General features: G+C 32.8%; 22 protein-coding genes and 1 tRNA gene. 12 read left to right on the top strand and 11 right to left on the bottom strand.

Going from position 1 to position 25,180, the window contains the following annotated elements:
• Nucleotides 1-43: 43 nt before the first annotated feature.
• From surE to AB3G33_RS05670, 5 genes are all read left to right on the top strand, one after another.
• Nucleotides 44-823 carry a 5'/3'-nucleotidase SurE gene (gene surE / locus AB3G33_RS05690; RefSeq protein ID WP_367756858.1) on the top strand — a complete coding sequence of 260 codons (780 nt, stop codon included), beginning with the start codon at nt 44-46 and terminating at the stop codon, nt 821-823.
• Complete coding sequence (locus AB3G33_RS05685; protein ID WP_367773286.1) at nt 783-1,088, top strand: hypothetical protein; 306 nt, start codon at nt 783-785, stop codon at nt 1,086-1,088. Before surE ends, AB3G33_RS05685 begins: the two co-directional genes overlap by 41 nt.
• 83 nt (nt 1,089-1,171) lie before the next feature.
• Entirely contained in the window at nt 1,172-2,290 is a 1,119-nt protein-coding gene (lpxB, locus tag AB3G33_RS05680) for a lipid-A-disaccharide synthase (RefSeq protein WP_367773284.1), read from the top strand.
• Between the two features lie 22 nt (nt 2,291-2,312).
• Nucleotides 2,313-2,822 (top strand): C40 family peptidase, encoded by a 510-nt coding sequence (locus AB3G33_RS05675; RefSeq protein WP_367773282.1) that lies wholly within the window; start codon nt 2,313-2,315, stop codon nt 2,820-2,822.
• Between the two features lie 44 nt (nt 2,823-2,866).
• A complete protein-coding gene (locus AB3G33_RS05670) occupies nt 2,867-4,888 on the top strand; it encodes a ComEC/Rec2 family competence protein (protein WP_367773279.1) in 2,022 nt (673 codons plus the stop codon).
• A 2-nt stretch (nt 4,889-4,890) separates the two neighbouring features.
• Here AB3G33_RS05670 and AB3G33_RS05665 read toward each other — a convergent pair whose 3' ends face one another.
• Genes AB3G33_RS05665 through AB3G33_RS05645 form a run of 5 tightly spaced genes read right to left on the bottom strand, consistent with a single transcriptional unit; the run spans nt 4,891 to nt 12,185 of the window.
• On the bottom strand, nt 4,891-5,352 hold the full coding sequence (locus AB3G33_RS05665; protein ID WP_367773276.1) for a thioredoxin family protein: 462 nt from the start codon (nt 5,350-5,352) through the stop codon (nt 4,891-4,893).
• 52 nt (nt 5,353-5,404) lie between these two features.
• A complete protein-coding gene (locus tag AB3G33_RS05660) occupies nt 5,405-6,946 on the bottom strand; it encodes a peptide MFS transporter (RefSeq protein ID WP_367773274.1) in 1,542 nt (513 codons plus the stop codon).
• Between the two features lie 34 nt (nt 6,947-6,980).
• Nucleotides 6,981-8,495: a peptide MFS transporter gene (locus AB3G33_RS05655; protein ID WP_367756844.1), complete on the bottom strand. Its 1,515-nt coding sequence runs from the start codon at nt 8,493-8,495 to the stop codon at nt 6,981-6,983.
• A 26-nt stretch (nt 8,496-8,521) separates the two neighbouring features.
• The gene (locus tag AB3G33_RS05650) at nt 8,522-10,009 is read right to left on the bottom strand and encodes a peptide MFS transporter (RefSeq protein WP_367773272.1); all 1,488 of its coding nucleotides are present in this window, start codon (nt 10,007-10,009) and stop codon (nt 8,522-8,524) included.
• Between the two features lie 7 nt (nt 10,010-10,016).
• Nucleotides 10,017-12,185 carry a S9 family peptidase gene (locus tag AB3G33_RS05645; RefSeq protein ID WP_367773270.1) on the bottom strand — a complete coding sequence of 723 codons (2,169 nt, stop codon included), beginning with the start codon at nt 12,183-12,185 and terminating at the stop codon, nt 10,017-10,019.
• 181 nt (nt 12,186-12,366) lie between these two features.
• Here AB3G33_RS05645 and AB3G33_RS05640 point away from each other — a divergent pair, with 181 nt between their 5' ends.
• Both AB3G33_RS05640 and AB3G33_RS05635 read left to right on the top strand, forming a co-directional pair.
• Nucleotides 12,367-13,683 carry a hydroxymethylglutaryl-CoA reductase, degradative gene (locus AB3G33_RS05640; protein WP_367773268.1) on the top strand — a complete coding sequence of 439 codons (1,317 nt, stop codon included), beginning with the start codon at nt 12,367-12,369 and terminating at the stop codon, nt 13,681-13,683.
• Nucleotides 13,684-13,796: 113 nt separating this feature from the next.
• Entirely contained in the window at nt 13,797-14,714 is a 918-nt protein-coding gene (locus AB3G33_RS05635; protein WP_367773266.1) for a GYDIA family GHMP kinase, read from the top strand.
• A 99-nt stretch (nt 14,715-14,813) separates the two neighbouring features.
• On the opposite strand, the gene AB3G33_RS05630 is transcribed toward AB3G33_RS05635, so the two are convergent.
• From AB3G33_RS05630 to AB3G33_RS05605, 6 genes are all read right to left on the bottom strand, one after another.
• Complete coding sequence (locus tag AB3G33_RS05630; RefSeq protein ID WP_367773264.1) at nt 14,814-16,913, bottom strand: peptidylprolyl isomerase; 2,100 nt, start codon at nt 16,911-16,913, stop codon at nt 14,814-14,816.
• A gap of 107 nt (nt 16,914-17,020) precedes the next feature.
• The gene (locus AB3G33_RS05625) at nt 17,021-18,280 is read right to left on the bottom strand and encodes a hemolysin family protein (RefSeq protein WP_367756832.1); all 1,260 of its coding nucleotides are present in this window, start codon (nt 18,278-18,280) and stop codon (nt 17,021-17,023) included.
• 3 nt (nt 18,281-18,283) lie between these two features.
• Nucleotides 18,284-18,478 (bottom strand): hypothetical protein, encoded by a 195-nt coding sequence (locus AB3G33_RS05620; protein ID WP_367756830.1) that lies wholly within the window; start codon nt 18,476-18,478, stop codon nt 18,284-18,286.
• Between the two features lie 18 nt (nt 18,479-18,496).
• On the bottom strand, nt 18,497-19,051 hold the full coding sequence (gene lptC, locus AB3G33_RS05615; RefSeq protein WP_367773262.1) for an LPS export ABC transporter periplasmic protein LptC: 555 nt from the start codon (nt 19,049-19,051) through the stop codon (nt 18,497-18,499).
• A 53-nt stretch (nt 19,052-19,104) separates the two neighbouring features.
• Nucleotides 19,105-20,355 carry a hypothetical protein gene (locus AB3G33_RS05610; protein ID WP_367756826.1) on the bottom strand — a complete coding sequence of 417 codons (1,251 nt, stop codon included), beginning with the start codon at nt 20,353-20,355 and terminating at the stop codon, nt 19,105-19,107.
• A complete protein-coding gene (locus tag AB3G33_RS05605; RefSeq protein WP_367773260.1) occupies nt 20,348-21,082 on the bottom strand; it encodes a type III pantothenate kinase in 735 nt (244 codons plus the stop codon). Before AB3G33_RS05605 ends, AB3G33_RS05610 begins: the two co-directional genes overlap by 8 nt.
• Nucleotides 21,083-21,181: 99 nt before the next feature.
• Here AB3G33_RS05605 and AB3G33_RS05600 point away from each other — a divergent pair.
• The 5 genes from AB3G33_RS05600 (at nt 21,182) to AB3G33_RS05580 (ending at nt 25,108) form a co-directional block, all read left to right on the top strand.
• Nucleotides 21,182-21,254, top strand: a tRNA-Phe gene (locus tag AB3G33_RS05600).
• Nucleotides 21,255-21,659: 405 nt separating this feature from the next.
• Nucleotides 21,660-21,962: a helix-turn-helix domain-containing protein gene (locus AB3G33_RS05595; protein WP_367756822.1), complete on the top strand. Its 303-nt coding sequence runs from the start codon at nt 21,660-21,662 to the stop codon at nt 21,960-21,962.
• A gap of 105 nt (nt 21,963-22,067) precedes the next feature.
• The gene (locus AB3G33_RS05590; RefSeq protein ID WP_367773257.1) at nt 22,068-23,306 is read left to right on the top strand and encodes a hypothetical protein; all 1,239 of its coding nucleotides are present in this window, start codon (nt 22,068-22,070) and stop codon (nt 23,304-23,306) included.
• A gap of 27 nt (nt 23,307-23,333) precedes the next feature.
• Nucleotides 23,334-24,872, top strand: coding sequence for an MFS transporter (locus AB3G33_RS05585; protein ID WP_367773255.1), 1,539 nt, complete (start codon nt 23,334-23,336; stop codon nt 24,870-24,872).
• Nucleotides 24,873-24,883: 11 nt separating this feature from the next.
• On the top strand, nt 24,884-25,108 hold the full coding sequence (locus AB3G33_RS05580) for a DUF6814 family protein (RefSeq protein ID WP_367756817.1): 225 nt from the start codon (nt 24,884-24,886) through the stop codon (nt 25,106-25,108).
• The last annotated feature ends 72 nt before the right edge of the window (nt 25,109-25,180 follow it).

Genomic DNA, 25,180 nt, shown 5'->3' with positions numbered 1-25,180 from the left:
ACCCCAATTTTCATTCCATTTTGAAGACTAAAAATATAAAATCATGACTCAAGTTAAACCCTTAATTTTAATTACAAATGACGATGGTGTTTCGGCACCAGGTATCCGAGCATTAATTGACGTTATGTCAGAAATTGGCGAAGTTGTAATTGTCGCACCTGACAAGCCACAAAGTGCAATGGGACATGCTATTACAATCAACAATACATTATATCTAAATAAAATTTCAAAGGACACAGATCGAATTACGGAATATAGTTGCTCTGGTACTCCAGTGGATTGTGTGAAGTTAGCTGTAAATGAAATATTAAAAAGAAAGCCTGATTTGTGTGTTTCTGGAATTAATCACGGGTCAAATTCATCCATTAATGTTATTTATTCAGGTACAATGAGTGCTGCTGTCGAAGCAGGAATTGAAGGCATTCCAGCCATTGGGTTCTCACTCTTAGATTATGATTGGAATGCTGATTTCGAAACTATTAAACCATTTGTAAAAAAAATAACAACAGAGGTTTTAGAAAAAGGATTGCCAAAAGACGTTGTATTGAATGTAAATTTTCCCAAATTAAAAAAAGAAAACATCAAAGGGATAAAAATTTGCCGTCAAGCAAAAGCACTTTGGGTTGAAAAATTCGACAAAAGACAAACACCGCAAGGAAGAGATTATTACTGGCTTGCTGGAGAATTTGTGAACCAAGACAAAGGTGAAGATACTGATGAATGGGCGTTAGGAAACGGATATATCTCAGTAGTTCCGGTACAATTTGACTTAACTGCTCACCATGCAACACAAGAACTTAACACCTGGAATTGGAATGAATAAAACAGACTTATTTATTGGGTTCCTACTTGGTCTTTTAGCTTCCTTACTTGGTTGTTACTTATTTATTGTTTTTGCAACTCAATATAATTTTATTTCGGGTGTACAAATTATGAAATCGCAAGGCTCTTTGGGTAAACTTGTTACACTCGGTTCCATTTTGGACTTAATCCTATTTGCCATTTTATTAAAATCAAACAAAGAGGTAATGGCTAGAGGTGTCGTTTTGTCTGTTATTATTTTAACAATAATTACCGTGTTCCTATAAAATAAGAAACAATTTATTTGATTGATCCCTATTCTATACCTAATTTTGAATACTGAAGTTTTTATTAAACTCAAATCATAAAAATGAAATACTACATTCTAGCCGGAGAAGCATCAGGAGATTTGCATGGGTCGAATTTGATAAAAGAACTATTCAAACAAGATACTAGCGCTCAAATAAGATGTTGGGGTGGTGATTTAATGCAACAAGCCGGAGCCGAATTAGTTTCTCATTACAAAGAACGTTCTTTTATGGGCTTTGCAGAGATTATAAAAAACCTCTCTTCTATCTTAGAATTCATTAAGCTTTGTAAAGAAGATATTCAAGATTACAAACCAGATGCCTTAATATTTATTGACAATTCAGGATTTAATCTCCGAATTGCAAAGTGGGCAAAACCAGCAGGATACAACACCTTTTACTATATAAGTCCGCAAGTTTGGGCATCTAGACCAGGCAGAGTCGAAACCATAAAAAAAACAATTGATCATATGTATGTGGTATTGCCTTTTGTAAAACCATTCTACGAAAAATACAATTATAAAGTCACTTATGTGGGACATCCATTAATTGACGCCATTCATAATCACCCTGCTATAGACTCTGCAGTTTTTAAAAGGGAGAATCAATTGAGTGAAAAACCAATAATAGCATTACTGCCAGGTAGCCGTAAACAAGAAATTACTAAAATGCTTTCGGGAATGTTAAGCATTGTTGATGATTTTCCAGATTACCAATTTGTAATTGCAGGCGCACCCAGTCAAGATTATTCTTTTTACAAGCAATTCATACAGAATGAAAACATAAAATTCATCTCGAATAAAACCTATGATTTATTGAAGAATGCCACAGCAGCATTAGTCACTTCAGGAACAGCAACACTAGAAACTGCGTTATTTAAAGTTCCCGAAGTAGTATGCTACAAAGGAAGTTGGGCTTCATACCAGATTGCTAAGCGCATTATTACACTAAAATACATTTCGCTAGTCAACCTAATAATGGATGAAGAAGTGGTAACTGAATTGATTCAAGAAAACTTTACAACTAAAAATATTAAAAAAGAATTGACAAAAATTCTAGAAACCAATTACCGAAAACAACTTTTGGAAAAATATGACTCGTTAGAAAAAAAATTAGGTGGAATTGGAGCTAGTGAAAAAACCGCTGGGTTAATCATTAAGGATTTAAAAGCCATTTTATAAACTTAACCTTAAAAAACTAATTTTGAAACAAGTACTCTGCTTTCTTCTCCTGATTGTTTTATTTACTTCATGTAAAACTTCTTCGAAAATTGTAACAACGAAAGGCAAAGACAACAACAGTTTGTCGACTAGAAAAACGAACCAACTTATTGACAATATAGTAGAATCAGCAACAGATAATATTGGTGTGAAATACAAAACTGCAGGAACAACCAGATCTGGTTTTGATTGTTCTGGATTAGTGTTTGCTACTTTTGAACACTATAATATTACACTCCCTCGAACTTCTTTTGAGCAATCTAAAACAGGAACCGATTTAGGAAAAAACACTGACAAAGCACATAAAGGAGATTTAATATTTTTTAGAACCAACAACAGATCCCAAATTAATCATGTGGGAATCATTACAGAAGTGACTGATGACGAAGTGAAATTTGTTCATGCCTCTACTTCCAAAGGAGTAATTATCTCTTCAACAAAACAACCTTACTACCAAAAAACATTTGCTCAGATCAATCGAATTTTAGAATAAAAAAAAATAATTTATTTCTTGTTAAAAAGCTGTACTTTAGAACTATGAAAGTACTGCAATTCCCTTTGGCCCGAATTACTTTTGGATTTATTCTAGGAATACTAGTTGCATTTTATGCCAAACCAGATATAAATTATCTTCTTGGATTGCTCTTTCTTTCCTTTTCCCTTTTTATTGTTAGCTACTTCACTCATAAAAGAACGATTTATTTCGGAATATGCACTTACTTATTCGTAGTATGCTTAGGAACAATTACTCAGACAGTCCATACCGATTCGTATCAAAAAAACAATTATATTCATAACGTTTCTGCTTTTGAAAAGCCACAACTGATAACACTTATCATCCGAGAGCAATTAAAAAAAACCAATTTTAACGACCGTTACATTGCAATAATAAATCAAATAGGCTCCGAAAAAAACTCGGGTAAAATAATAGTAAACCTACCTAAAGACAGTTTGAACCACACATTTGAAACGGGATCTTGCCTTCAAATTAAAGGCGTTTTAATTCGAAACAAAAATCCTGACAATCCCAATCAGTTTGATTACGGTAACTATTTAGAGCAAAAACAGATTTATGCCCAACTTTATGCTGATACCGAAGCCATAACTATTGGCTCTGTTTTTAAAAAAGACATTTGGTACTACATATCCAAATTGAGAAATAGCATAATTCACAATTTAGAAAAAAATAATTTCCACAAAAAAGAACTCAGTGTAGCTATTGCCTTAATAATGGGGCAGAGACAAGACATCTCACCCCAAATTATACAAGAATACCAATATGCAGGCGCAATCCATATTTTGTCGGTATCAGGACTTCATGTTGGTTTTATTTTGCTATTCCTAACTTTTATCCTTAAACCAATTCCAAATACAAAAAAAGGTGCTTTATTAAAATTAGTAATTATCATAACATGCTTATGGATTTTTGCCCTAATTGCAGGTTTGTCCCCATCGATTGTACGATCTGTAACCATGTTTTCCTTTGTAGCCATTGGATATCATTTAAGAAGATCCGTTAATATCTATCATACTTTACTAGTTTCTATATTACTGATACTTCTTTTTCAACCTTCCTTTTTATTTGATGTCGGTTTTCAACTGAGTTATGTCGCGTTGTTTTTTATTATCTGGTTTCAACCCCTATTAGCCTCCTTATGGTTGCCAAAGCAAAAGTTACATAAATATATTTGGGGAGCACTTACCGTTTCATTTGCTGCACAAATTGGAACCTTGCCTTTGAGCATCTATTACTTTCATCAATTTCCTGGCTTATTTTTTATAACAAATCTAATAATTATGCCCTTATTGAGTTTCATCATGGTAGTAGGGGTTTTGGTCATGATATTGGCTGCTTTTGATTATGTTCCTTTATTATTAGTAAAACCATTAGAATGGAGTATCTATTATTTAAATAAAATAATCACCACCATCGCTTCATTTGAAGAATTTGTAATTCATGACATTCCACTTAATTTTTATTTCTTATTAAGTTCTTACCTTCTAATAATTGCAAGTATTATTTGGTTCAAAAAACCAAATTTCAACAAATTAATCCTTGTACTAATTTCAATCATTGCTTTTCAAGTTTCATATATAAAAACAAAATGGGACGTTCAAAATCAAAACGAATGGATTGTTTTTAACCAAAAAAGAAAAACAATAATTGTAGAACGCCATGGAGAAAAGGCAACACTATTTACAAATGACACTAAAATAAAACCCAAAAACAACACTATACTTAAGTCTTACTTAGTAGGTAACTTTAGTGATGTAAAAAACAATGAAAAGCTAAAAAACCTAGCTTATTTTCACAGAAATAAAATTCTAATACTAGACAGTTTAGGATTGTACCCAAAAGACATAAGACCTGATATAGTTATTCTTATTCAATCACCAAAAATCAATATAGATCGAATGTTAGCCATTCTAAAACCAAAAATTATAGTGGCAGATGGATCAAACTATAAAAAAATTCAAAATAACTGGAAAGAAAGTTGCTTAAAGCAAAAAATCCCTTTCCACGCTACTGCCGAAAAGGGATTTTTTAAACTAAATTGAACTTATTTTTTTTTAATGATTCCATCTGCTACTGCAAGCCAAGCAGTAGGGCCTCCAGGAACATATCCAGTACTTCCTAAACCTTCAAAGTTCACTTTACCATCTTTGTCAATACCGTTAGCAAAATGAATAGTAGGAAATCCTTGAATAGCAAAAGCTTGTTGTAAATCATTATTTTGTTTCTTTATTTCAGGAGTCTGAGGTGTTCTTCTTGGATAATCTAATTCAACTAAAACAACGTTTTCTTTGGCCCATTTTGCAAATTCAGGAGTTAACAAAACTTCTTTTTGCAAACGGATACACCATCCACACCAATCACTACCCGTAAAAAACAATAGTAAAGGTTTGTGTTCTTTATTTCCAATAGCAATAGCTTCTTTAACATCTGTATGCCATTTCAAATCTTGTGCTTGTGTAGCAACAATTCCTATAAAGAATACTGCAATTAAATATATATTTTTCATAACTGATTTATTTTCTACAAATTTAAGCAAAAATAATACCACAAAATGTCGCCTACTTTACTCCGTGCATTAATTTTTTCATTAATGGAGACAATAGCACCATCAATAACCCTGCTCCTACAGGAACAATTGTAAAAATAAGGAAAAAAGTAGTTAAGCTATATTGCGCTGTAATGGTTTCAATCATACCTCCCATGGAACCTGCTAATTTATTTCCCATACCAATAAACAAGTAGTAAACTCCAAACATAATTCCAATCCAACTTGCAGGAACCAACTTACTAACATAAGACAATCCTACAGGAGAAATACATAATTCACCTAATGTATGAAACAAATACGCTGCTATCAACCAAAACATACTTACCCTAACAACAGAATCAGTATCAATACCCATACTTCCATATGCTAAAAACCCGAATCCCAACCCTAGTAAAGTAAGTCCTAAACCAAATTTCATCGGTCCAGAAAGATTGTATTTACTTTCCCACCATTTAGAAAAAATAGGGGCAAAAACAACAATAAATAAGGAGTTTAAAATTCCGAACCAAGTGGCTGGTACTTCTGTTTCTGGCGAATTATATTCTCTCATTACTTTCCAAAGTACGATTCCCCAAATGATTACAAAACTTAAAGAAAGTATAAGATTTCCCGTAGAGTATTTCTTAAACGTTTTAGAAAACAATTTAATCAATACATAAGTTATAATCAATAACGGTATAATCGTCAATAAGGTATCCGCAATTTTAAAAATGGAAGCATTGCTTCCAAATAATTCTCTTTGGGTAAATTTTTCAGCAAAAATGGTCATTGACCCTCCAGCTTGTTCAAATGCTGCCCAAAAGAAAACAGTAAAAATAGAAAAAATGATTACAGCAATAATTCTGTCTCGAATGACTTTTGGTGTTGTATTCTCTTTCGCTGCTTTATCTTTTGATTCTTGTTTAGAAGCAGCTGTTGGTTTTAAACCAATATCGCCAAAAATATTTTGGGTAAAATAGAATTGCAACATTCCGAAAAACATAAATATACCCGCTAAACCAAATCCCCAACTCCAAGATATTTTTTCTCCTATATAACCACAAAGCATGATTCCTAAAAAAGCACCAGCATTAACTCCCATATAATATAAAGAGAAAGCACCATCTTTTTTTTCTTCGTGCCCATCATAAGCATTTGAGATTATAGAAGTCATATTTGGTTTAAATAAACCATTACCTATAATTAGACATCCAATACCAATATATAAAAATAAAGGTGTCTCGACTGCCATAGAAGCATGACCCAAAGTCATTGCCAACGCACCTAAAATAACTGCCCATCTATACCCTAAATATTTATCAGCCAAAAAACCACCAATAACAGGCGTAAAATAAACAGACATTGTATAGGTACCGTATAAACCCAAAGCATCTTCAACACTCCAAGCCCATCCTCCTTTAATAAGAGATGTAGTTAAAAACAAAACCAATAAAGCACGCATTCCATAATAAGAAAAACGCTCCCACATTTCAGTAAAAAATAACACAAACAGCCCTGCCGGATGTCCTAAAACATTATTTTCGAAAAACTCATCTTTAGTATTTTGACTCATGGTGTTCGTTTTATTTAGGTGTTTAAATTATAAATTATTTTTCGTTATCCTCTGCCCCATGAGTTAATCGTTTTAATGGTTTTAATAACATTAAAAACAACGCACCAATTATAATAGTAAAAACTAAGATTCCTAAAAACACAGCGTATTCTCCTAATTCACTTGCTGATTCACCAATGATACCAGCCACTTTATTTCCTAGCCCAGTCGCTGCAAAATAGACACCCATCATTAATGAAGCATATTTAACAGGCGATAGTTTGGTTATAAATGATAAAGCCACTGGAGAAATACATAATTCCCCGATGGTATGAAATAAATAAGCCATAACCAACCATAACATACTTGACGAACCTACTTTTTCAAATTCCATGGTAGCAAAAACCATGAATAAAAATCCAAATCCCATGATTACAATACCAATTGCCATTTTGAAAATTGAAGAAGCTTCTTTTCCTTTTAATTTACGTTTAGCCCAATAAGATGCTACAATAGCTGCAAATATAATGATAAACCCTGCATTTAAACTTTGGAACATAACCGTAGGAACCTGCATTCCTAAAAGCATTCTATCTGTTTTTGAATCAGCATATAAGTTCATTAATCCTCCAGCTTGCTCATAAGCACCCCAGAAAATAATCACCATAATAAAGGAAAGAAGTAAAACTAAAAAACGATCTTTATCTTTTTGCGAATCTAATTCTTTGTAAATCATCATCATTAAAGCAGCGATTACTGTTAAAAAAACAAACAACAATCCAAACCCCCAACCTAAACTATACCATCCAAAAACAGAAACTACAGTAAGAATTCCTGTAATAAACAATTGTGTTTTTGATTTCAATAAATTTTTAAAAAGTAAACCATATGAACTTTCGTCAACTACAGCAGTCTCTTGAACCTCAAGATTTCCCACATGCGTTAAGTATTTTTGACCCCATAAGTAAACAACTAATCCCAATACCATCGCAATTCCTGCTAATCCAAAACCAGCATGCCATCCCCATTGAGCAACAACAAATCCAATTACCATAGTTGCTAGTAGTGAACCTGTATTAATCCCAATATAGAAAATACTAAATCCTTTATCTCTTCTTATGTCTCCTTGAGCATATAACCCACCTACCATAGTTGATATATTAGGTTTTAACAACCCAACTCCTAAGATTACCAAACCTAACCCTGTATAAAAAGCCCATGTATCTGTTAGTACCAAAACACCATGTCCAATACAAAGGATTACTGCACCTAATAAAACGGCTTTCTTTTGTCCCAATAATTTATCAGCAATCATTCCTCCTGGAATAGACATCACATAGACTAACATTGTGTACCAACCGTATAAAGCCAACGCTTCTTGACTAGTCCATCCTAAACCTGGTCCTCTTGCATCTCCCAATGTTTCTGTTGTCATATACAAAACCAGCAAAGCTCTCATTCCATAATAGGAAAAACGCTCCCACATTTCGGTGAAAAACAATATAAACAACCCAATTGGATGTCCGAATAAGGTCGATTTAGAATGATCTACTGTAGTGGTGTTTGACATAATTTATTTTTAGATTACTATTTTTTTTATTTAACTTCTTGCATTAATTTTTTAATAATTGGAGCCGAGAAAATTAAGATGACTCCCGCTATAATAGAATATATGGCTAATTCATAATATCCTTCGGTATAGGACTGAAGCTTTGTTACTAAAGTTGCTCCATTATTTCCTCTAGACATTTCCGCACCTAATTTACCCGCTGCAAACTGCCCAAAAGCACTAGCCAAAAACCACAATCCCATCATCATTCCAAAAAGTCGTTTAGGAGAAAGTTTTGTAATTATTGACATTCCTATCGGTCCTAAGCATAGTTCTCCTAATGTTGTGATTAAGTAAGCAAATGTAAATACGTTCAATGATGTGATCCCGTTTACATCAGCAAAAAAGCGAGTGTAATAAAAGATATAGAATGACAATCCTAGAAACAAAAAACCGATTCCAAACTTAATTACCGTATTAGGTTCTATTTTCTTTTTGGCTAACCACAACCACAACAGCCCTACTAAAGGGCTAAATATAATTACAAATAATGAATTCGAACTATTATTGACCACATTTGGGTCAATCTTAAAGAATAACAAGCTGTCATTAAGATTATCTTTTGCAAAAAGAGAAAGAGAACCGCCACTTTGTTCAAAAATTGCATTAAACAAAAAATAGAAAAACACAAATAGGAAAGCAGCTAAAAGCTTTTTTTGTAGGGTAATTTGCTTTAAATTAATAACTTCAAAAGCAAAGTATAAAAGAGCAATAACACCAATGGTATACATAAAGTAGTCTGTATAATCCGTGTTTTTTACCATTATAAATATGAAGGGTATGCATACTAACGAACCAATATATACAGCAATTTCTTGCATTTTCCTTTTGGATGCATCCAAAAGGAATAAAGGAGAATTTCCAATGGGACCAAGATGTTTTTTAGTAAATAAAAAGGTAAAAAGACCCAGAATCATTACTACCGCAGCAGATAAAAAACACAGTCTCCAAGAATAATATTTACCTAAATAAATACACAAAGCACCTCCTAAAAGTCCTCCTATATTTATTCCTGCATAAAACATTCCATAACCAGCATCTCTACGATGATCACTCTCATGATATAATTCTCCGACCATGGAAGAAATATTTGGTTTAAAAAACCCAGTCCCAATAATTGAAAAAGCAATCCCATAATAAAATAACTCTTGAGGAGAATAAGCAATAAGCAAATTGCCTAATATCATAATAATACCTCCAAAGAACAAAGACTTTCTAAATCCTAAAATCTTATCGGCAAAAATACCACCAATAAAAGTAAATGCATACACAAAAGCCTGAATGGCTCCATATTGTAAATTGGCAGCATCATCTTTTAAAAAAAGTTGATCGACCATAAAGAAGGTCAAAACTCCCCGCATTCCATAAAAACAAAACCGTTCCCACATCTCTACCATAAACAAATACCACAATTGTTTTGGGTACTTGCCTTCAAAGTTTTGAATCTCTTCTAAAGTTGGACTTATCGTATTCATTTACAGATTATAGATTTTCTTTGATAAAGTTAGTCATTTTATTGAATAACTGTATTCTAGTCATTCCACCGTAAATCCCGTGGTTTTTATCTGGATAAATTTGTGAATCAAATTGTTTGTTCGCTTGAATTAAAGCTTCCATCATTTGCATAGAATTTTGAACGTGTACATTATCATCTCCGCTTCCGTGAATTAAAAGAAACTTCCCTTTTAGTCTATCCACATAATTAATTGGTGAATTATCATCGTATCCACTTGCATTTTCTTGTGGAGTTTGCAAATATCTTTCGGTGTATATACTATCATAAAATCTCCAGTTTGTTACTGGTGCAACTGCAATTGCCATTTTAAAAGTATCATTCCCTTTAAAAAGACAGTTAGAAGCCATAAATCCACCATAAGACCATCCAAATATTCCAATTCTAGATTTATCTACATAATTGTAATTCCCTATTACTTTAGCGGCATCAATTTGATCTTCAACCTCATATTTACCTAACTGTAACTGAGTTACTTTTTTGAAAGCGGCACCTTTGAAGCCAGTACCTCTTCCGTCAACACAAGCAACAATATATCCTTGTTGAGTCAACATCATAAACCAATATTCATTAGAGCTTCCCCATCCGTTTACAACCTGTTGTGAACCTGGACCAGAATATTGAATCATAAAAACAGGATACTTCTTTGTAGCATCAAAATCTTTTGGTTTCATTATCCAAGCATTCAACTCATTCCCTTTTTCCGTTTTAAGAACAAAAAACTCTTTGCTAGGCAAATCATATTTTTCCAATCTTGAAGCCAATGCTTTATTATCTTCTATAACCTGCAACTGTTTACCAGACTTGGCGTCGTTTAACGTATATCTTGTAGGTTGTGTTGCACTAGAGAATGTATTGATATAATATTGAAAATTAGGACTCAATGTCGCATCATTTGTCCCTACTTCATTCGACAAAACTTTTTTATTTTTCCCATTTAAAGCAATACTGTACACTGCTCTATTGATTGAACCATTCTCTGTAGACTGATAAAAAATAGTACTTGTTTTTTCATCAAAACCATAATAAGAAGTCACTTCCCAATTCCCTTTGGTCACTTGGTTTTTCAACTTTCCATTTTTATCATAAACATAAATATGGTTGAAGCCATCTTTTTCACTAGTCCAAATAAAGCTATTATCTTTCAAGAAAGTTAGATTATCAGTAACATCAACGTATGCTTTGTCTTTTTCATTCAAAACCACTTTAGTCGTTCCCGTTGTTCCATCAACAAATAATAAATCTAAATTATCTTGGTGACGATTTAAAACCTGAGCCGATAATACATTAGCATCATTTGTCCATTGCATGCGAGCAATATAAAAATCATTGTATTTTCCTAGATTGATTTCTTTAGTTGCATTTAAAGTAGCATCATATACATGTAACGACACTACTGAATTTTTTTCACCTGGTTTTGGATATTTAAACGTTTCAATAGTAGGATACAACTCTTTTCCAAAGATGGACATCGAGAATTCAGGAACTTCACTTTCATCAAAACGGATATAAGCTAGTTTTTTACTGTCTTTACTCCAGTCAAATGCTTTTACAAAAGCAAATTCTTCCTCATAAACCCAGTCCGTAATTCCATTTATAATGGCGTTTTTCTTACCATCGGTAGTAATTTGAGTCGTTTTCTTTGTTGCCAATTCATAGACAAAAAGATTGTTGTCTTTTGCATAAGCTATTTTATTACCATCAGGAGAGAATGATGGCTCTTGAATTTGAAAATCAAACAACTTAGTCAATTCTTTGTTAGTCGTATTATATAAATAATAATCCGCTGTAAAAGAATGACGAAAAATTTGATTCGTGTTACAGGCTAACAAAATCATTTTTTCCGAAGCATCAAAAGTATAACTGTCGATCATTGGCAAATCTGCGTGATCTTTAGTATCAATTAAAGTTGCTGTTTTTTTCAAGCTAGCAAAATCATACAAATCAATTTGCATGCTTCTGTTTGCGTGATCCAAATTCAAAACGGTATATTGATTTGAATTTTTCATAGATTGCAATTCGTCCATTCCTTTGGCACGAAAAGTTCCGTTATAAATTTCAGTAACATTTATTTTTTGTTGTCCAAAAACAGTGAAACACAAAAATAAAAATAAGATCGAAAATTGTTTAGATTTCATACTATTGCTTTATATGTAAAAAAGAGTCCAATTTTAGTGAAAATTTTACAATTATCTCACATATGATATGTTAAATGTTAAAAATAAAGTCCAAAACACAACTTTAATGCAGATAATTTAATGAGTAACAAAAGGGCTAAAAACGTATCTTTGTAGCTAATTATATTATAATCTATTGAGAATGAATAACGCCGTTGCAGGATTTTCTAAATTATCCAAACAAGAAAAAATAAACTGGATTGCCAAAGAATACTTTTCAACTCCGTCAGAAGCAATCGAATTGCTGAAAAATTATTGGAATACGGATGAAAAAATACAGAAATTACATGATGAATTCATAGAAAACACCATAACCAATTTTTATATCCCACTTGGAGTTGCCCCTAATTTCTTAATCAACGGAAAATACAGCACCATCCCAATGGCAATTGAAGAAAGTTCGGTAGTTGCTGCAGCATCAAAATCAGCTAAATTTTGGTCCACTCGTGGCGGCTTCAAAGCAACTATTATTAATAATGAAAAGAATGGACAAGTTCACTTTATCTATAAAGGAGACGAATCTAAATTAACCTTGTTTTTTGCGCAAGTGAAATCTAAATTTTTCTCAGATACCGAAACCATCACCAAAAACATGCAAAAAAGAGGTGGTGGAATTCTTGACATTCAACTAAATGACAAAACTAATTTACTTGATAATTACTTTCAACTTCACGCGACTTTTGACACAAAAGACAGTATGGGAGCCAACTTCATCAATTCTTGTTTAGAGCAATTTGCTAAAACCTTAAAAGAAGAAGCTATAACCTACGAATTGTTTACAGAAACAGAGAAAGACATTCAGGTGATCATGAGTATCCTTTCTAACTATGTACCCAACTGTATCGTTCGTGCCGAAGTTTCATGCCCAATTGAAGATCTAGAAGAAAAACATATAGAAAACCCTCAAGCTTTTGCAGAACGATTTGTACAAGCGGTTCAAATTGCCGAAGTAGAACCCTATCGTGCTGTTACCCATAATAAAGGAATCATGAACGGAATTGATGCCGTTGTACTGGCAACAGGAAACGATTTTAGAGCTGTGGAAGCGGGAATACATGCTTATGCAGCAAAATCTGGTCAATATTCCAGTTTATCTCATGCTAAAGTGGAGAACGGTATTTTTACTTTTTGGCTAGAAGTCCCACTTGCATTAGGAACTGTAGGCGGACTAACTTCACTTCATCCATTAGTCAAACTATCATTAGAAATGCTGGAAAACCCTTCAGCACAAGAACTAATGCAGTTTGTAGCCGTTGCTGGATTGGCACAAAACTTTGCCGCCTTGCGCTCCTTGACTACAACAGGCATACAAGATGGTCATATGAAAATGCATTTAAATAATATTTTAAATCAATTTGATGCTAATGAAAATGAACGAATCACTATTAGAAAGCATTTTAAACACCACGCCATTTCACACAGCGCAGTGGTTGATTATATAGAAACATTACGAAAATAATTTTCAGGAGCTATTCCCGCTATACGCTTAATCTTTACTTGATTAAAAAAATCAAGTAAAGGATATCGCTGCTATCGGGGCTATAAAAAAACACTGAACTAAATTCAGCATAAATGAAGAAAACATTTTACAGCAACGGAAAATTATTGATAACGGGAGAATACCTTGTTTTAGATGGTGCAAAAGCATTTGCATTACCTACAAAATTTGGCCAGAATCTAAATGTTGAAGAAGGAGAAAATCAAGAATTTTCCTGGAAAAGCTACAACGAAGATGGAACAATCTGGTTTCAAGACACCATTCCTTTTTCGGAAATTATAAATCCTATAATTGCTGCAACACCATCTGTAAAAAGTACTTTAATTACCATACTAAATGAAGCATATAAAATGCAACCTGCATTTATAAATACATCTAAAGGGTATCAAATTACTACTGAACTGAGTTTTCCAAAAAAATGGGGATTAGGAACCTCTTCTACTCTTATTAACAACATTGCCCAATGGCTACAAATTGACGCTTTTGAACTGCTTAAAACAAGTTTTGGAGGTAGTGGCTACGACATCGCCTGCGCACAAAATGACAGTCCTATTACATATCAGCTACAAAAAGGAAAACCTAAAGTTGAAAATATAAAATTCCGACCTGATTTTACGGATACCATTTATTTTATTTATCTCAATAAAAAACAAAATAGCAAAACGGCTATTGCCAATTATCAAAATAACAAAACGGAGGATATAGAAAAAAGTATAATTACGATTAATAAACTAACAACTGAAGTTTTACAAGCTAAAGCAGTTACCTCTTTTGGACACGCATTAGAAAAACATGAAGCTGAAATGAGTTATGTTTTAGAAACAAGTACTGTAAAGGAAAGCTTATTTTCTGATTTCAACGGACAAGTAAAAAGCCTAGGAGCTTGGGGCGGAGATTTTGTAATGGTTGTTTCAGAGGTGAACCCAAAAACGTATTTTAATTCTAAAGGATTCAATACGATCCTTACTTACGACGAAATGATATTGAAATAACTATTAATTATATCAAAATAAAAACTCTTAAATTCAATGCATAAAAAAACTCGATACTTAGTATCGAGTTTTTTTTATGAAATAATAACTAACTATTTATTAGTAATTGAATTGCTTTCTATTGTCTTTAATTTCAGCATTATCTTTCAAAGCAGGTAAAACTCTGTTTACATCTCCTGCAGATTGTGCTTTCATTTGTGCAACATACGTAGCATGATCTTTTAAAACTGGCGCTTTAACAGTACTTATATTTTTCACAACATAAACTCCTGTATTTCCTTCTATAGGAGCCGATAATTTATTTGCTGCTAAAGCAAATGCAGTACCAACAACCTTAGGCTCTTGACCAACTCCACCAGTTAAAACTGGGTTTTGCAATGTAACATCAGAAGCTTGTTGAACAGTTGAACCAGCTGCTTTTGCAATAGCTTCAAGTGAACTTCCTGTCATCTTCGCTTTTATCAACTCCGCTTTTTTCTTATTTTTAAGAATAGACTCAACATAAGATCTTGCTTGAGTAACTGGAACTAATCCTGAATTGTCAATATTTTTAACCGTTGCAATAACATGACCTAAATTAGGTACTTCAAAACGTTTTACTGCACCAACTTTAGTACCATCTTCAAAAGCCCATCTTACAATAGCTCTTTGATTTCCTAAAGGTCCAAAATTTTCATCCATCACGCTTACAGTAACAGGAGCTGCAACTGTTAGAGCCATATCTTTAGCAACTTTTGTAAACCCCTTATCAGTAGCATCCATTTCAAATTTGGTCGCTTGTGTAAATACTTTATCAGAAGTAGCTTCTGACGCTTCAATTTTTTGAGCTACAGTCGCTAAACGGATTCCGTCTTGCTTATCTGTAATTTTGATAATATGAAATCCAAAAGGAGTTTCAACCAAACCTACTTTACCAATACCATTATTGAAAACAAAGTCATTGAATGGTTTTACCATTTGGTTTGGACCAAAATATCCTAAATCACCACCTTGTTGTGCTGATGAATCATCAGAATTTGTAAAAGCCAACATCAAGAAACTATCTGGATTAGCATTTACTTGTGCTAAGATTGCTTCTGCTTTCGCTTTTGCTTCTTCTTTCGTTCTTTTCTCTTTTTGATTAGGAACTTGTGTCCCTTCATAGCTAATTAAAATGTGACTCGCTTTTGCATTTACACCTAATTTTTTACCCATTGATTTTGAAATACAATAGTACTTTCCAAAAACATAAGGACCATATACTTCTCCCGGAGCAAGGTTATACAATTGATCTGCATCAATAGCTGGCAAATCTTTTTTAGCAATATAAGTAGAATCATAAGGAACATCTGAATTTGAATTCACAAACTCAATAGTGTTTTTAGCCGATTTGAATCCTGATAATGTATCGTTTTTACCAGTAGCTTGATTGTAAACCACACTTCCTGACAATAATGCATTGATTTTAGACTTAACTTCAGCCTCATCTTCTTTCGAAGCTTTATCTTCAATTAAAACATATTCTACTTCACGAGACTCATCAGCCTTAAATTTTTTCTCGTTTTTCTTCATGTATTCCACAATATCAGCATCAGTAACTTTAACATCACTGTCTTTGATAGTTGAATATAAACCAGCTACAAAAGCAAAATTCACTTTATTAGCTTCCATTTCATATCTCAATTTCCCTTCACTTTCAGTTGTGTAGATAGCTGATTTAATCAATGTATTATAAATTTGATACTTCGCATTCAGTTCTGCATCTTTCTCTCTGTCTTTTAAATATTGTGCTTGAGAAGGATTTGACTTGAAATATTCTTTAAATTTGGCCAAATCAAACATACCTGCAGCATTTAAAAACATTGGGTTTTTACCAATATTTGGATCTGCTTTTAAAACTTCTAATAAGTGTTTTTCTCCTACTCTTAATCCTAATTTATCAAATTCAGATGTCAATAAAGCAACAGAAACTTCTTGATCCCATACTTTATTAGCTGCTGCTGTAGAAGTGATACCTTGACCACTTTTTTCAACATTACTTACTTTAATTCTAAAATCTTCAAATGAAATATCTTTTCCATTGATACTTCCTACATCTTTTGATGTACTGTTGAAACTACCACTTTTAAATAAATCACCTATGATAAATGCAAATAAAGCCAATGCGATAACTGCAATCATTAAAGCGGAACGTTGTCTAATTTTTGATAAAACTGCCATTTTTATTGTTGTTAATTTTATATTCAGTTTGCGAAAATACAATTATCTAATTAATAATTATACTAGTAGCGTTTTATTTTACAAAAAAAATATTTTTACAAAACAAATCACTCTTTTACGGTCATATTAACCAATTCAATTTTCTTATTTGTAGCTTCTTCTATCACAAAATGATAGTTTCCAATGGTAATTACCTCTCCTTTTAGAGGAATTTCTTTTGTGAAATCAACAATAAAACCGCCTAAAGTTCCATAAGAATCACTTTCAGGAATGTTCAATTTATAAGTTTGGTTTAAATACTCTACATCAAATCGTGCTGAAAAAAGGTAGCTATCATCTCCAAGTTCTTTTTCGATTAATTCCTCATCCGAATCGTGCTCATCTTCAATTTCACCAAAAAGTTCTTCCACAATATCTTCTATCGTGATAATACCTGATGTCCCTCCATATTCATCTAGCACAACAGCGACACTTTTTCTTTTTTTAGTAAGCAAATTCATGACATCCTTTATATATATTGTCTCTGGAACAAATTCGACTGAAATGACTACTGATTTGATACTTTTAGGTTTTTTAAATAAATCAAATGAATGAACATAACCCACAATTTCATCGAGGGAATTCTCATAAACCACAATTTTAGAATAACCTGTTTCTATAAACAACTCTTTGAGTTCTTCTATAGAGTCAAACAAATCTATTGCAACAATCTCCGTTCTAGGACTCATTACATCTCTAGCTTTTACGCCTGAAAACTCCAATGCATTTTGAAACATTTGAATCTCTGAATCGACTTCATCATTATCCTCCACCGTACTCATTTGTTCCGTGATGTAGTTCCCTAACTCCACTTTACTAAAATAAAGCTGCACTTGATCACCATCAGTTCTAAAGAATTTTTTTAGAATAAAATCAGAAACCCAAATGAAAAAAGTAGAAATGAAATAGAATAACTGATAAAAAAAATAAGCAGGTATTGCAAAGAATTTTATAAGCACATTAGCATAAATCTGAAAGAAAACCTTTGGCATAAATTCAGCCGTTATCAAAACAATTAAGGTTGATAATAGGGTTTGCAAAAATAAATTTGATAAATCTGAAAAATGAAATTTAAAAGAATCTACCCAACGCATTAACAAATCCCCCATGAAAAAACCATACACTACTAATGCAATATTATTACCAATAAGCATGGCAGCAATAAACTTAGAAGGTTTTTCAGTAAGTTTAGTAAGGATTTTTGAAAGGAAATTATTTTGCTTTTTTTCTATTTCCAGATAAATCTTATTGGAAGAAATGAATGCTATTTCCATCCCAGAAAAAAAGGCACATAGTATTAAGCATATTATTATAATACTAATTTCCATGGATTATAATTTATTATTACGGTCTCCCAATTTTTTTGCGAATTTCCTCCTGAAGAAAAACATAAAAATAGCCAGTCCGGCTATCATAAAACTTAACCAAGGTCCAGTTTCAGTATCATTCCACTTTACAATCCCTTCATACATAAAGTACAATGCAAAAATAAGATAAATGTAAGGCGTGTATTTTAAGTAACCCATAATATTATAATTTGAAATTTATTCGGCTGAATCGAATTCGCCGGTAATTCTTTGTGAGTTTATAACTTTAAAATCTTTACTAAAGTCAATTCCTTGTCCATTAGAAGACCCTTTAACATCTGTAAATTTAAACTTTTTTTCAGTAAAAAACCACTCGTTTTTCTGATCGTAGTACAATTGCTCCGTCTCTAACGTTTGCCCTTCTTGAGAAGCAATCTTAACTTTTCCTTGCAAATCAATTATACCCGTGAGACTATATGAAACCGCATACTTAGATGTTATCCGGGTTTTTTTAGCTTTGTTATCAAATAAAGTAACATCCACCCCTTTTGGAAATTCAGTAAAAGGAAAATTAACACTTCCAAAATCTAACATTTTAGGACTTATTAAAATCAATTTTATAAGACCTGAATCTGTATATTTTAAATTCACATTGTCAGCATCGCTACTTGGAGTGAATTCAGTAAAATTTATTTTTTGAACTTCTTTAAAATTACTTTCACAACCAAAAAACAGAGTCACAGCTAAAACTGTGACTACTGGAAACATGCTATATTTTTTTAGTAAAGTCATTTAATAAACGTAACAAGTTAGCTGAGTTTATAAAAAAGGTGTGTTTGTAGTAATTAATTAAATTTAGACTTAACAAACCATTTGTCATTCAATGAAAAACCTAAACTAAATTTCAAATAATTTTCTTGAACTAAACCTGCAGTAGTAGTACCCTTTTTACCTAGTTCAACCCCAAGGTTTACATTAGAGAAAACTCCTGTTATTGGAAAACCAAGTCCTGCCGTTACTCCCATATCATTTATAGATTCACCATTAACAACTAGACCTGTTTTTTCGTATCTAATACCTCCTCTATACACTATTCTTTTTGGATAACTAGAAAATGAATTGTAGTTTGGAATAAAGTACCCACCTAAACTTACACTTCCATATTTCCCATATCCAACATTACTTGAAGCATTATAATCATTAGCCTCTCCTGGATTTTTTTGATACGCTATTTTACCTCCAATAAGCCATTTTTTTGACTCTCCAATTCCTGCACTTAAAGATATTTTACTTGGGAACTTCATTGTGACTTTACTGTTTTGCTGATCTAAAACATCTACAACCGCCACATCAAATCCTGAATTGTAAATTACCGTAGAGATATTTCTCGTGTTTTTAGAATTCAGTGAACTTTCTAATGAATAATTCAAACTAGTAAACAAAGTAAGTTTTTTTGTTAAATTAGTTTGATACATCGCACCAATATTAAAATTCACTCCAGACAAATCAGCTGTATTCAGTTCACGAGTTCCAACTGGAACACCTGTGATAAATTCTAAGCTACTTGTAGAAATTTTACCAAAATTATAATTTACATCTGCTCCCAAACTAAAACCAGAAGTCACTTTATATCCAACCCCTAAAAAAGCTTTATTTAATCCCCCAGTACCGCTATATCTTCTATTATTAGCATTAACATCTGCTGAAAGCGACTCTATTTTATAACCAACAGATGAATAAGGAATTAAACCAAATCCAACACCTACTTTGCCTAAAGGCAATCCAACGGCTAAATAATCCAACGTAGTACGTTTTGCACTTTCAGATTTTGAATCCGATTTTAATTTATTTGTTGCATAAGTCCCGCCAAGAGCAAAAGTAGTCAGCTTTAAATTAGCAAAACTGGCAGGATTCTCTAAATTAATATGGATACTGTCTTGCTCAACAGATACACCACCCATAGAACGACTTTCTGCCGTCCCTCTAAATCTTACATCTCCAATTCCATAAAAAGAATAAGGCGATGAAGTACCTTCTTGAGCAAAGGAAACTAGTGATAAAAGCAAACAAGCGCTTATTATAATTTTTTTAATCATTTTTGATTTTATATTGAAATGTTTGATTCAAACTTTCTAAAAGAAAATTTGAATTGGCAAATATGGTATTTTTTAATCGTTTAGCCAAAAATTCTGTGTCTCCACCCGTTAAAATTATTATAAAATTTAGACTTAGTCCTTTATATTCATCGATAAAACCGTCAATCTCATAGACCAGTCCGTTTACTACCCCTGAATGAATCGACTGAGAAGTTGAGTTTCCAATAAAATCTTTAGGCCTTTCCAATTCTAGCAACGGTAATTTGGAAGTATAATTATGTAAGGCTTCATATCGCAATCGCAATCCTGGCGTTATTGCACCACCTCTATAATTATCATCCTGATCAATAAAATCATAAGTTACACAAGTTCCTGCGTCGATAACCAACCGATTTTGCTTAGAAAACTGCAAAGTCGCTCCCGAAGCAAGCACCATCCTATCAATTCCCAACGTTTGAGGCGTTTCGTATGCATTGACAAAAGGAAAAGAATCCGTATGAGAAACAAAATGGATGCAAATCTGTTTTTCAAATATCAAAAAAGCCTCTTTTTTAACATTTCCAACAGACGCAACCACTAAATGGGTCACTTTTTTATAAGTATTTAAAATATTTTTAATACTTTTTTCAAGTTCAATAGCATCAAAAACAAAATACTCCAAAGCAGTATTACCCTCAAAAACAGCACCTTTTATTCTCGTATTCCCTACGTCAATGGTTAAAATCATAATTTAAATCTTTGTTTGGCGAAGGTACGAATTGATTTTTTTAAAAAAATGTTTTGGATATACTAAAAATCATTCTATATTTGCACCCGCAATAAGCACGGTACCTTAGCTCAGATGGTAGAGCAATGGACTGAAAATCCATGTGTCCCTGGTTCGATCCCTGGAGGTACCACAAAACCCAAACAGCAATGTTTGGGTTTTTTGTTTTTAAATCTATTTAAATACCCTTCCTCTTTTTACTTCTTGCAAAAAGCGTCTTAAATATCTACAAGCCTCCATTTATTTATCTGACCTAAACTAATTCCATAATTAACCCACACTCTAATAAATTCCTTTTTTTTGCTAATAATCCTTCTATTTGCTGAAAAAAATGAAAGGTTCGCATTTATTTTTTATTATTAATGATAAATTCAGAAAATAATACTTGCTAATTTAATATATTTATGCAAAATTTATATACATGGAGATTTTAACCTGTCCAAAATGTCAAGGCAATCAAATTATAAAAAGTGGCGTAATCAACAGTAAACAAAGGTATTTATGCAAAAAATGCAATTACTTTTTCACTGTAGCTAAAATGGGCAAAAAGATAGATGATTATTATGTTACAAAGGCATTACAATTGTATTTAGAAGGACTGAGTTATAGAGAAATCGAGCGTATTATTGGGGTTTCACATGTAACTGTAAGTAATTGGGTAAAAAGTTTTAACATTAAAAAACCATCCCATGCTAATTACCATCCTACTTATAAGATATTTAATCATTTAGAACTAGTAGAATACATCAAAAAAAAGGAATTATTATCTGGAGCCGGTATGATAATAACCGAGTTAGGAGACAAATTTATGCTTATCAAGTGGGAACGTTTTAAAGATTAACTATAGTACTTAACAAGTATATATATCATAATTTTTTTTATTAACAAAAAATTAGAATTTGGCACCGTTATAACCAACCACCTTACCAACCAAACCTAATTAATTATGAAAAAAATATATTTGATTACAGTTATACTGTTAATCAGTTTAAAAGGATTTTCGCAAGGATCTCCCGATTACGGAGCCGGAATGAAATTTAACTTAAACGAAGAGGGCTCAAAGTACCTTAGGGTAATCTCTTGGGCACAAATATGGGGACAATACAATTCTGACCGCCCATTGGACGGAAACGGGAATAAACAAGCTGATTTAGATTTCAGCGTAAGAAGAGCTCGTGTTTTAATGTATGCACAAATAAACAAAGATTTTTTAATCGTAACACATTTTGGCCTAAACAGTCTTAACGCTTCTAACATAACTCCTACTGGAAAAGGAGAAAGCTCTCAGCTATTCTTACATGATGTTTGGACGCAATATAGCCTTGGCAAAAACAATGCGATTGGAGCAGGTTTGCATTACTGGAATGGAATTTCTCGATTAAACAACCAAAGTACTTTAAACATAATGACCTTAGATAATCAGCGTCAAGCATGGGCTACCCTAGGGCTATCCGACCAGTTTGCTAGACATATAGGGGTATTTGCAAAAGGGGTATTAGGTAAATTTCAATATCGCGTTGCAGTAAATGGCGCCGCAACAAATAACTTACAAGCAACAACAGTACCTACAAATGGAGGTGCAGCAACTTATACCGGCGCTCGATTACTTGGATCCAAAGAAGCAGGAAGAACTTATGCAGGTTATTTTGAATACGGATTTTTAGATTCAGAGAGTAACTTTTTACCATACAAAGTAGGAACTTATCTAGGGACTAAAAAAGTATTCAACATTGGAGCAGGATTCTTTTCTCATCCAAATGGATCTGTGATTGCAGACCTTAGCGGAAATCTAAGTGGTGAAAATGTAACTATTTTTGGCTTAGACGCATTTTACGATGTACCTGTTGGAAAAAATGGCGCTGCAGTTACCGCTTACGCTTTATATCAAAATACAGATTACGGAAAAAATTATAGACTTGGAACAACTTACGAAACGGGATCAATGATTCACGCACACCTAGGATATGTGCTTCCAGGAAAATCAAAAACACGTTTTCAGCCTTATTTATCAATTGACGAAAGACAAATTGACGCTTTAAATGATAACGCTTCTCAAATAGGCATTGGTGCTAATGCTTTTTTTAGTGGCCATAATTCTAAATTAACACTAGAATACCAATCTTTAAAATACGCCACAGACAAAGCTGTAAACACAATCACGCTTCAAGCAATGATTTATCTATAATTAACAAACCAAAAAAACCAATAATTTATGAGTACTAAATCAACAAAAGGAATTTGGAAAGTAATTTCCGCATCCTCAATGGGAACAATGATAGAATGGTATGACTTCTATATTTTTGGAAGTTTAGCCGTTGTCATTTCAACTAAATTTTTCCCAGCCGATAACCCAACCGCAGCCTTCTTAGCAACATTAGCAACATTTGCAGTTGGTTTTGTAGTGCGCCCATTTGGAGCACTTTTCTTTGGAAGATTAGGGGATTTAATTGGAAGAAAATACACTTTCATGGTTACTTTATTACTAATGGGTGGAGCAACATTTCTTATAGGTTGTATCCCTAGTTATGAAACAATAGGATTCATGGCACCAGTTTTAGTCTTAATATTAAGAATGCTTCAAGGTCTTGCACTTGGTGGAGAATATGGTGGAGCTGCGACATATGTAGCCGAACATGCACCTGTAGGCCAAAGAGGGTATTGGACTTCATGGATTCAAACCACAGCAACAGTTGGTTTATTTATTTCTTTAATGGTGATTTTAGCTACAAGAAACGTCCTTACTCCTGAACAATTTGACGAATGGGGATGGAGAGTTCCATTCTGGGTTTCTATAATCATGGTAGGGGTTTCTTATCTAATTAGAAAAAACATGGATGAGTCTCCCGTTTTTGCAAAAGCAAAATCAGAAGGAAAAACAAGTACAAATCCATTAAAAGAAAGTTTTGGAAATCGTTACAATTTAAAATTTGTTTTATTAGCTTTATTTGGAGCTACTATGGGTCAAGGAGTTATTTGGTACACCGGACAATTTTACGCCATGAGTTTCATGAAAACGGTAATGTCAATCGACTCTTCTCAAGTAGATACTTTATTAGGAATTGCATTGATATTAGGAACTCCATTTTTTATTGTATTTGGTTGGCTAAGTGATAAAATAGGCCGAAAATACATTATGATGGGAGGAATGCTTTTGGCTATTTTACTATACAGACCTATTTATAAACAAATGTTTGAAACAACAAATGTGAAAAATAAAACAGAATTAGTTGCTAGCACAAAAATAGTTTCTGAACTGAAAGAGAACAAAAAACAAACCATGGATTCTATTTATACAACTAATAAAGAGTATTCTGATGGCACCACTTTGCTGGAAATAAAAACCGTATCTTTAGAGAACGGTAAAGCAATGATAATTGATGGAAAACCTAAGATAGAGACAAAAACAACAATCAACATCAATTGGGATGACAAGTGGGTATTGATATTCTTAATATTTGTACAGGTTATATTTGTCACCATGGTTTATGGACCAATTGCTGCATTCTTAGTAGAAATGTTCCCTGCAAAAATTAGATATACCTCTATGTCATTACCATATCATGTAGGAAATGGAATTTTTGGAGGATTACTTCCGGCTATATCCACTTACTTAGTTATTAACGGCAAAAACGCTGGCGATGCTGAGTTTTATTTAGAAGGACTTTGGTATCCAATTATCATTGCCTCTGTATGCTTTGTAGTAGGAATGGTTTACATTAAAAACAAAGACACAAAAAACACTCACATTTAAAAAAAAAAGCTATGAATCAAATAAAAAGAGTTTTAGGATTAGTTTGGATTGCCTTAGCATTAGCCGCTGCTTATTTTTGCATCTTCACTTTTGGGTTGCCCAAATTTATGTCAGGTAAACAAGACGATTTAGTATTTGGAATTATTATCCTTTTCATACTTACACCATTAATAGTTTTAGGATTAGGCACATTTGGCTATTATGCTTTAATGGGTGACTACGACGAAAAAAAATAACAACCAAACCATTTTTTTAATACGCAGTCTCTACATTTACATGTAGAGATTGCTTATTTTAATTTCCATTAA

This window comes from Flavobacterium sp. WC2421, assembly GCF_040822115.1.
In the GTDB taxonomy this organism is placed as follows: domain Bacteria; phylum Bacteroidota; class Bacteroidia; order Flavobacteriales; family Flavobacteriaceae; genus Flavobacterium.
The sequence above is the reverse complement of the archived record's forward strand: the minus strand, read 5'-3'. Positions and strand labels throughout refer to the sequence as shown.

Coding starts and splice junctions, on each gene's coding strand:
- surE (WP_367756858.1), top strand. CDS start 44: ATGACTCAAGTTAAACCCTTAATTTTAATTACAAATGACGATGGTGTT.
- AB3G33_RS05685 (WP_367773286.1), top strand. CDS start 783: ATGCAACACAAGAACTTAACACCTGGAATTGGAATGAATAAAACAGAC.
- lpxB (WP_367773284.1), top strand. CDS start 1,172: ATGAAATACTACATTCTAGCCGGAGAAGCATCAGGAGATTTGCATGGG.
- AB3G33_RS05670 (WP_367773279.1), top strand. CDS start 2,867: ATGAAAGTACTGCAATTCCCTTTGGCCCGAATTACTTTTGGATTTATT.
- AB3G33_RS05665 (WP_367773276.1), bottom strand. CDS start 5,352: ATGAAAAATATATATTTAATTGCAGTATTCTTTATAGGAATTGTTGCT.
- AB3G33_RS05660 (WP_367773274.1), bottom strand. CDS start 6,946: ATGAGTCAAAATACTAAAGATGAGTTTTTCGAAAATAATGTTTTAGGA.
- AB3G33_RS05655 (WP_367756844.1), bottom strand. CDS start 8,495: ATGTCAAACACCACTACAGTAGATCATTCTAAATCGACCTTATTCGGA.
- AB3G33_RS05650 (WP_367773272.1), bottom strand. CDS start 10,009: ATGAATACGATAAGTCCAACTTTAGAAGAGATTCAAAACTTTGAAGGC.
- AB3G33_RS05645 (WP_367773270.1), bottom strand. CDS start 12,185: ATGAAATCTAAACAATTTTCGATCTTATTTTTATTTTTGTGTTTCACT.
- AB3G33_RS05640 (WP_367773268.1), top strand. CDS start 12,367: ATGAATAACGCCGTTGCAGGATTTTCTAAATTATCCAAACAAGAAAAA.
- AB3G33_RS05635 (WP_367773266.1), top strand. CDS start 13,797: ATGAAGAAAACATTTTACAGCAACGGAAAATTATTGATAACGGGAGAA.
- AB3G33_RS05630 (WP_367773264.1), bottom strand. CDS start 16,913: ATGGCAGTTTTATCAAAAATTAGACAACGTTCCGCTTTAATGATTGCA.
- AB3G33_RS05625 (WP_367756832.1), bottom strand. CDS start 18,280: ATGGAAATTAGTATTATAATAATATGCTTAATACTATGTGCCTTTTTT.
- AB3G33_RS05620 (WP_367756830.1), bottom strand. CDS start 18,478: ATGGGTTACTTAAAATACACGCCTTACATTTATCTTATTTTTGCATTG.
- lptC (WP_367773262.1), bottom strand. CDS start 19,051: ATGACTTTACTAAAAAAATATAGCATGTTTCCAGTAGTCACAGTTTTA.
- AB3G33_RS05610 (WP_367756826.1), bottom strand. CDS start 20,355: ATGATTAAAAAAATTATAATAAGCGCTTGTTTGCTTTTATCACTAGTT.
- AB3G33_RS05605 (WP_367773260.1), bottom strand. CDS start 21,082: ATGATTTTAACCATTGACGTAGGGAATACGAGAATAAAAGGTGCTGTT.
- AB3G33_RS05595 (WP_367756822.1), top strand. CDS start 21,660: ATGGGCAAAAAGATAGATGATTATTATGTTACAAAGGCATTACAATTG.
- AB3G33_RS05590 (WP_367773257.1), top strand. CDS start 22,068: ATGAAAAAAATATATTTGATTACAGTTATACTGTTAATCAGTTTAAAA.
- AB3G33_RS05585 (WP_367773255.1), top strand. CDS start 23,334: ATGAGTACTAAATCAACAAAAGGAATTTGGAAAGTAATTTCCGCATCC.
- AB3G33_RS05580 (WP_367756817.1), top strand. CDS start 24,884: ATGAATCAAATAAAAAGAGTTTTAGGATTAGTTTGGATTGCCTTAGCA.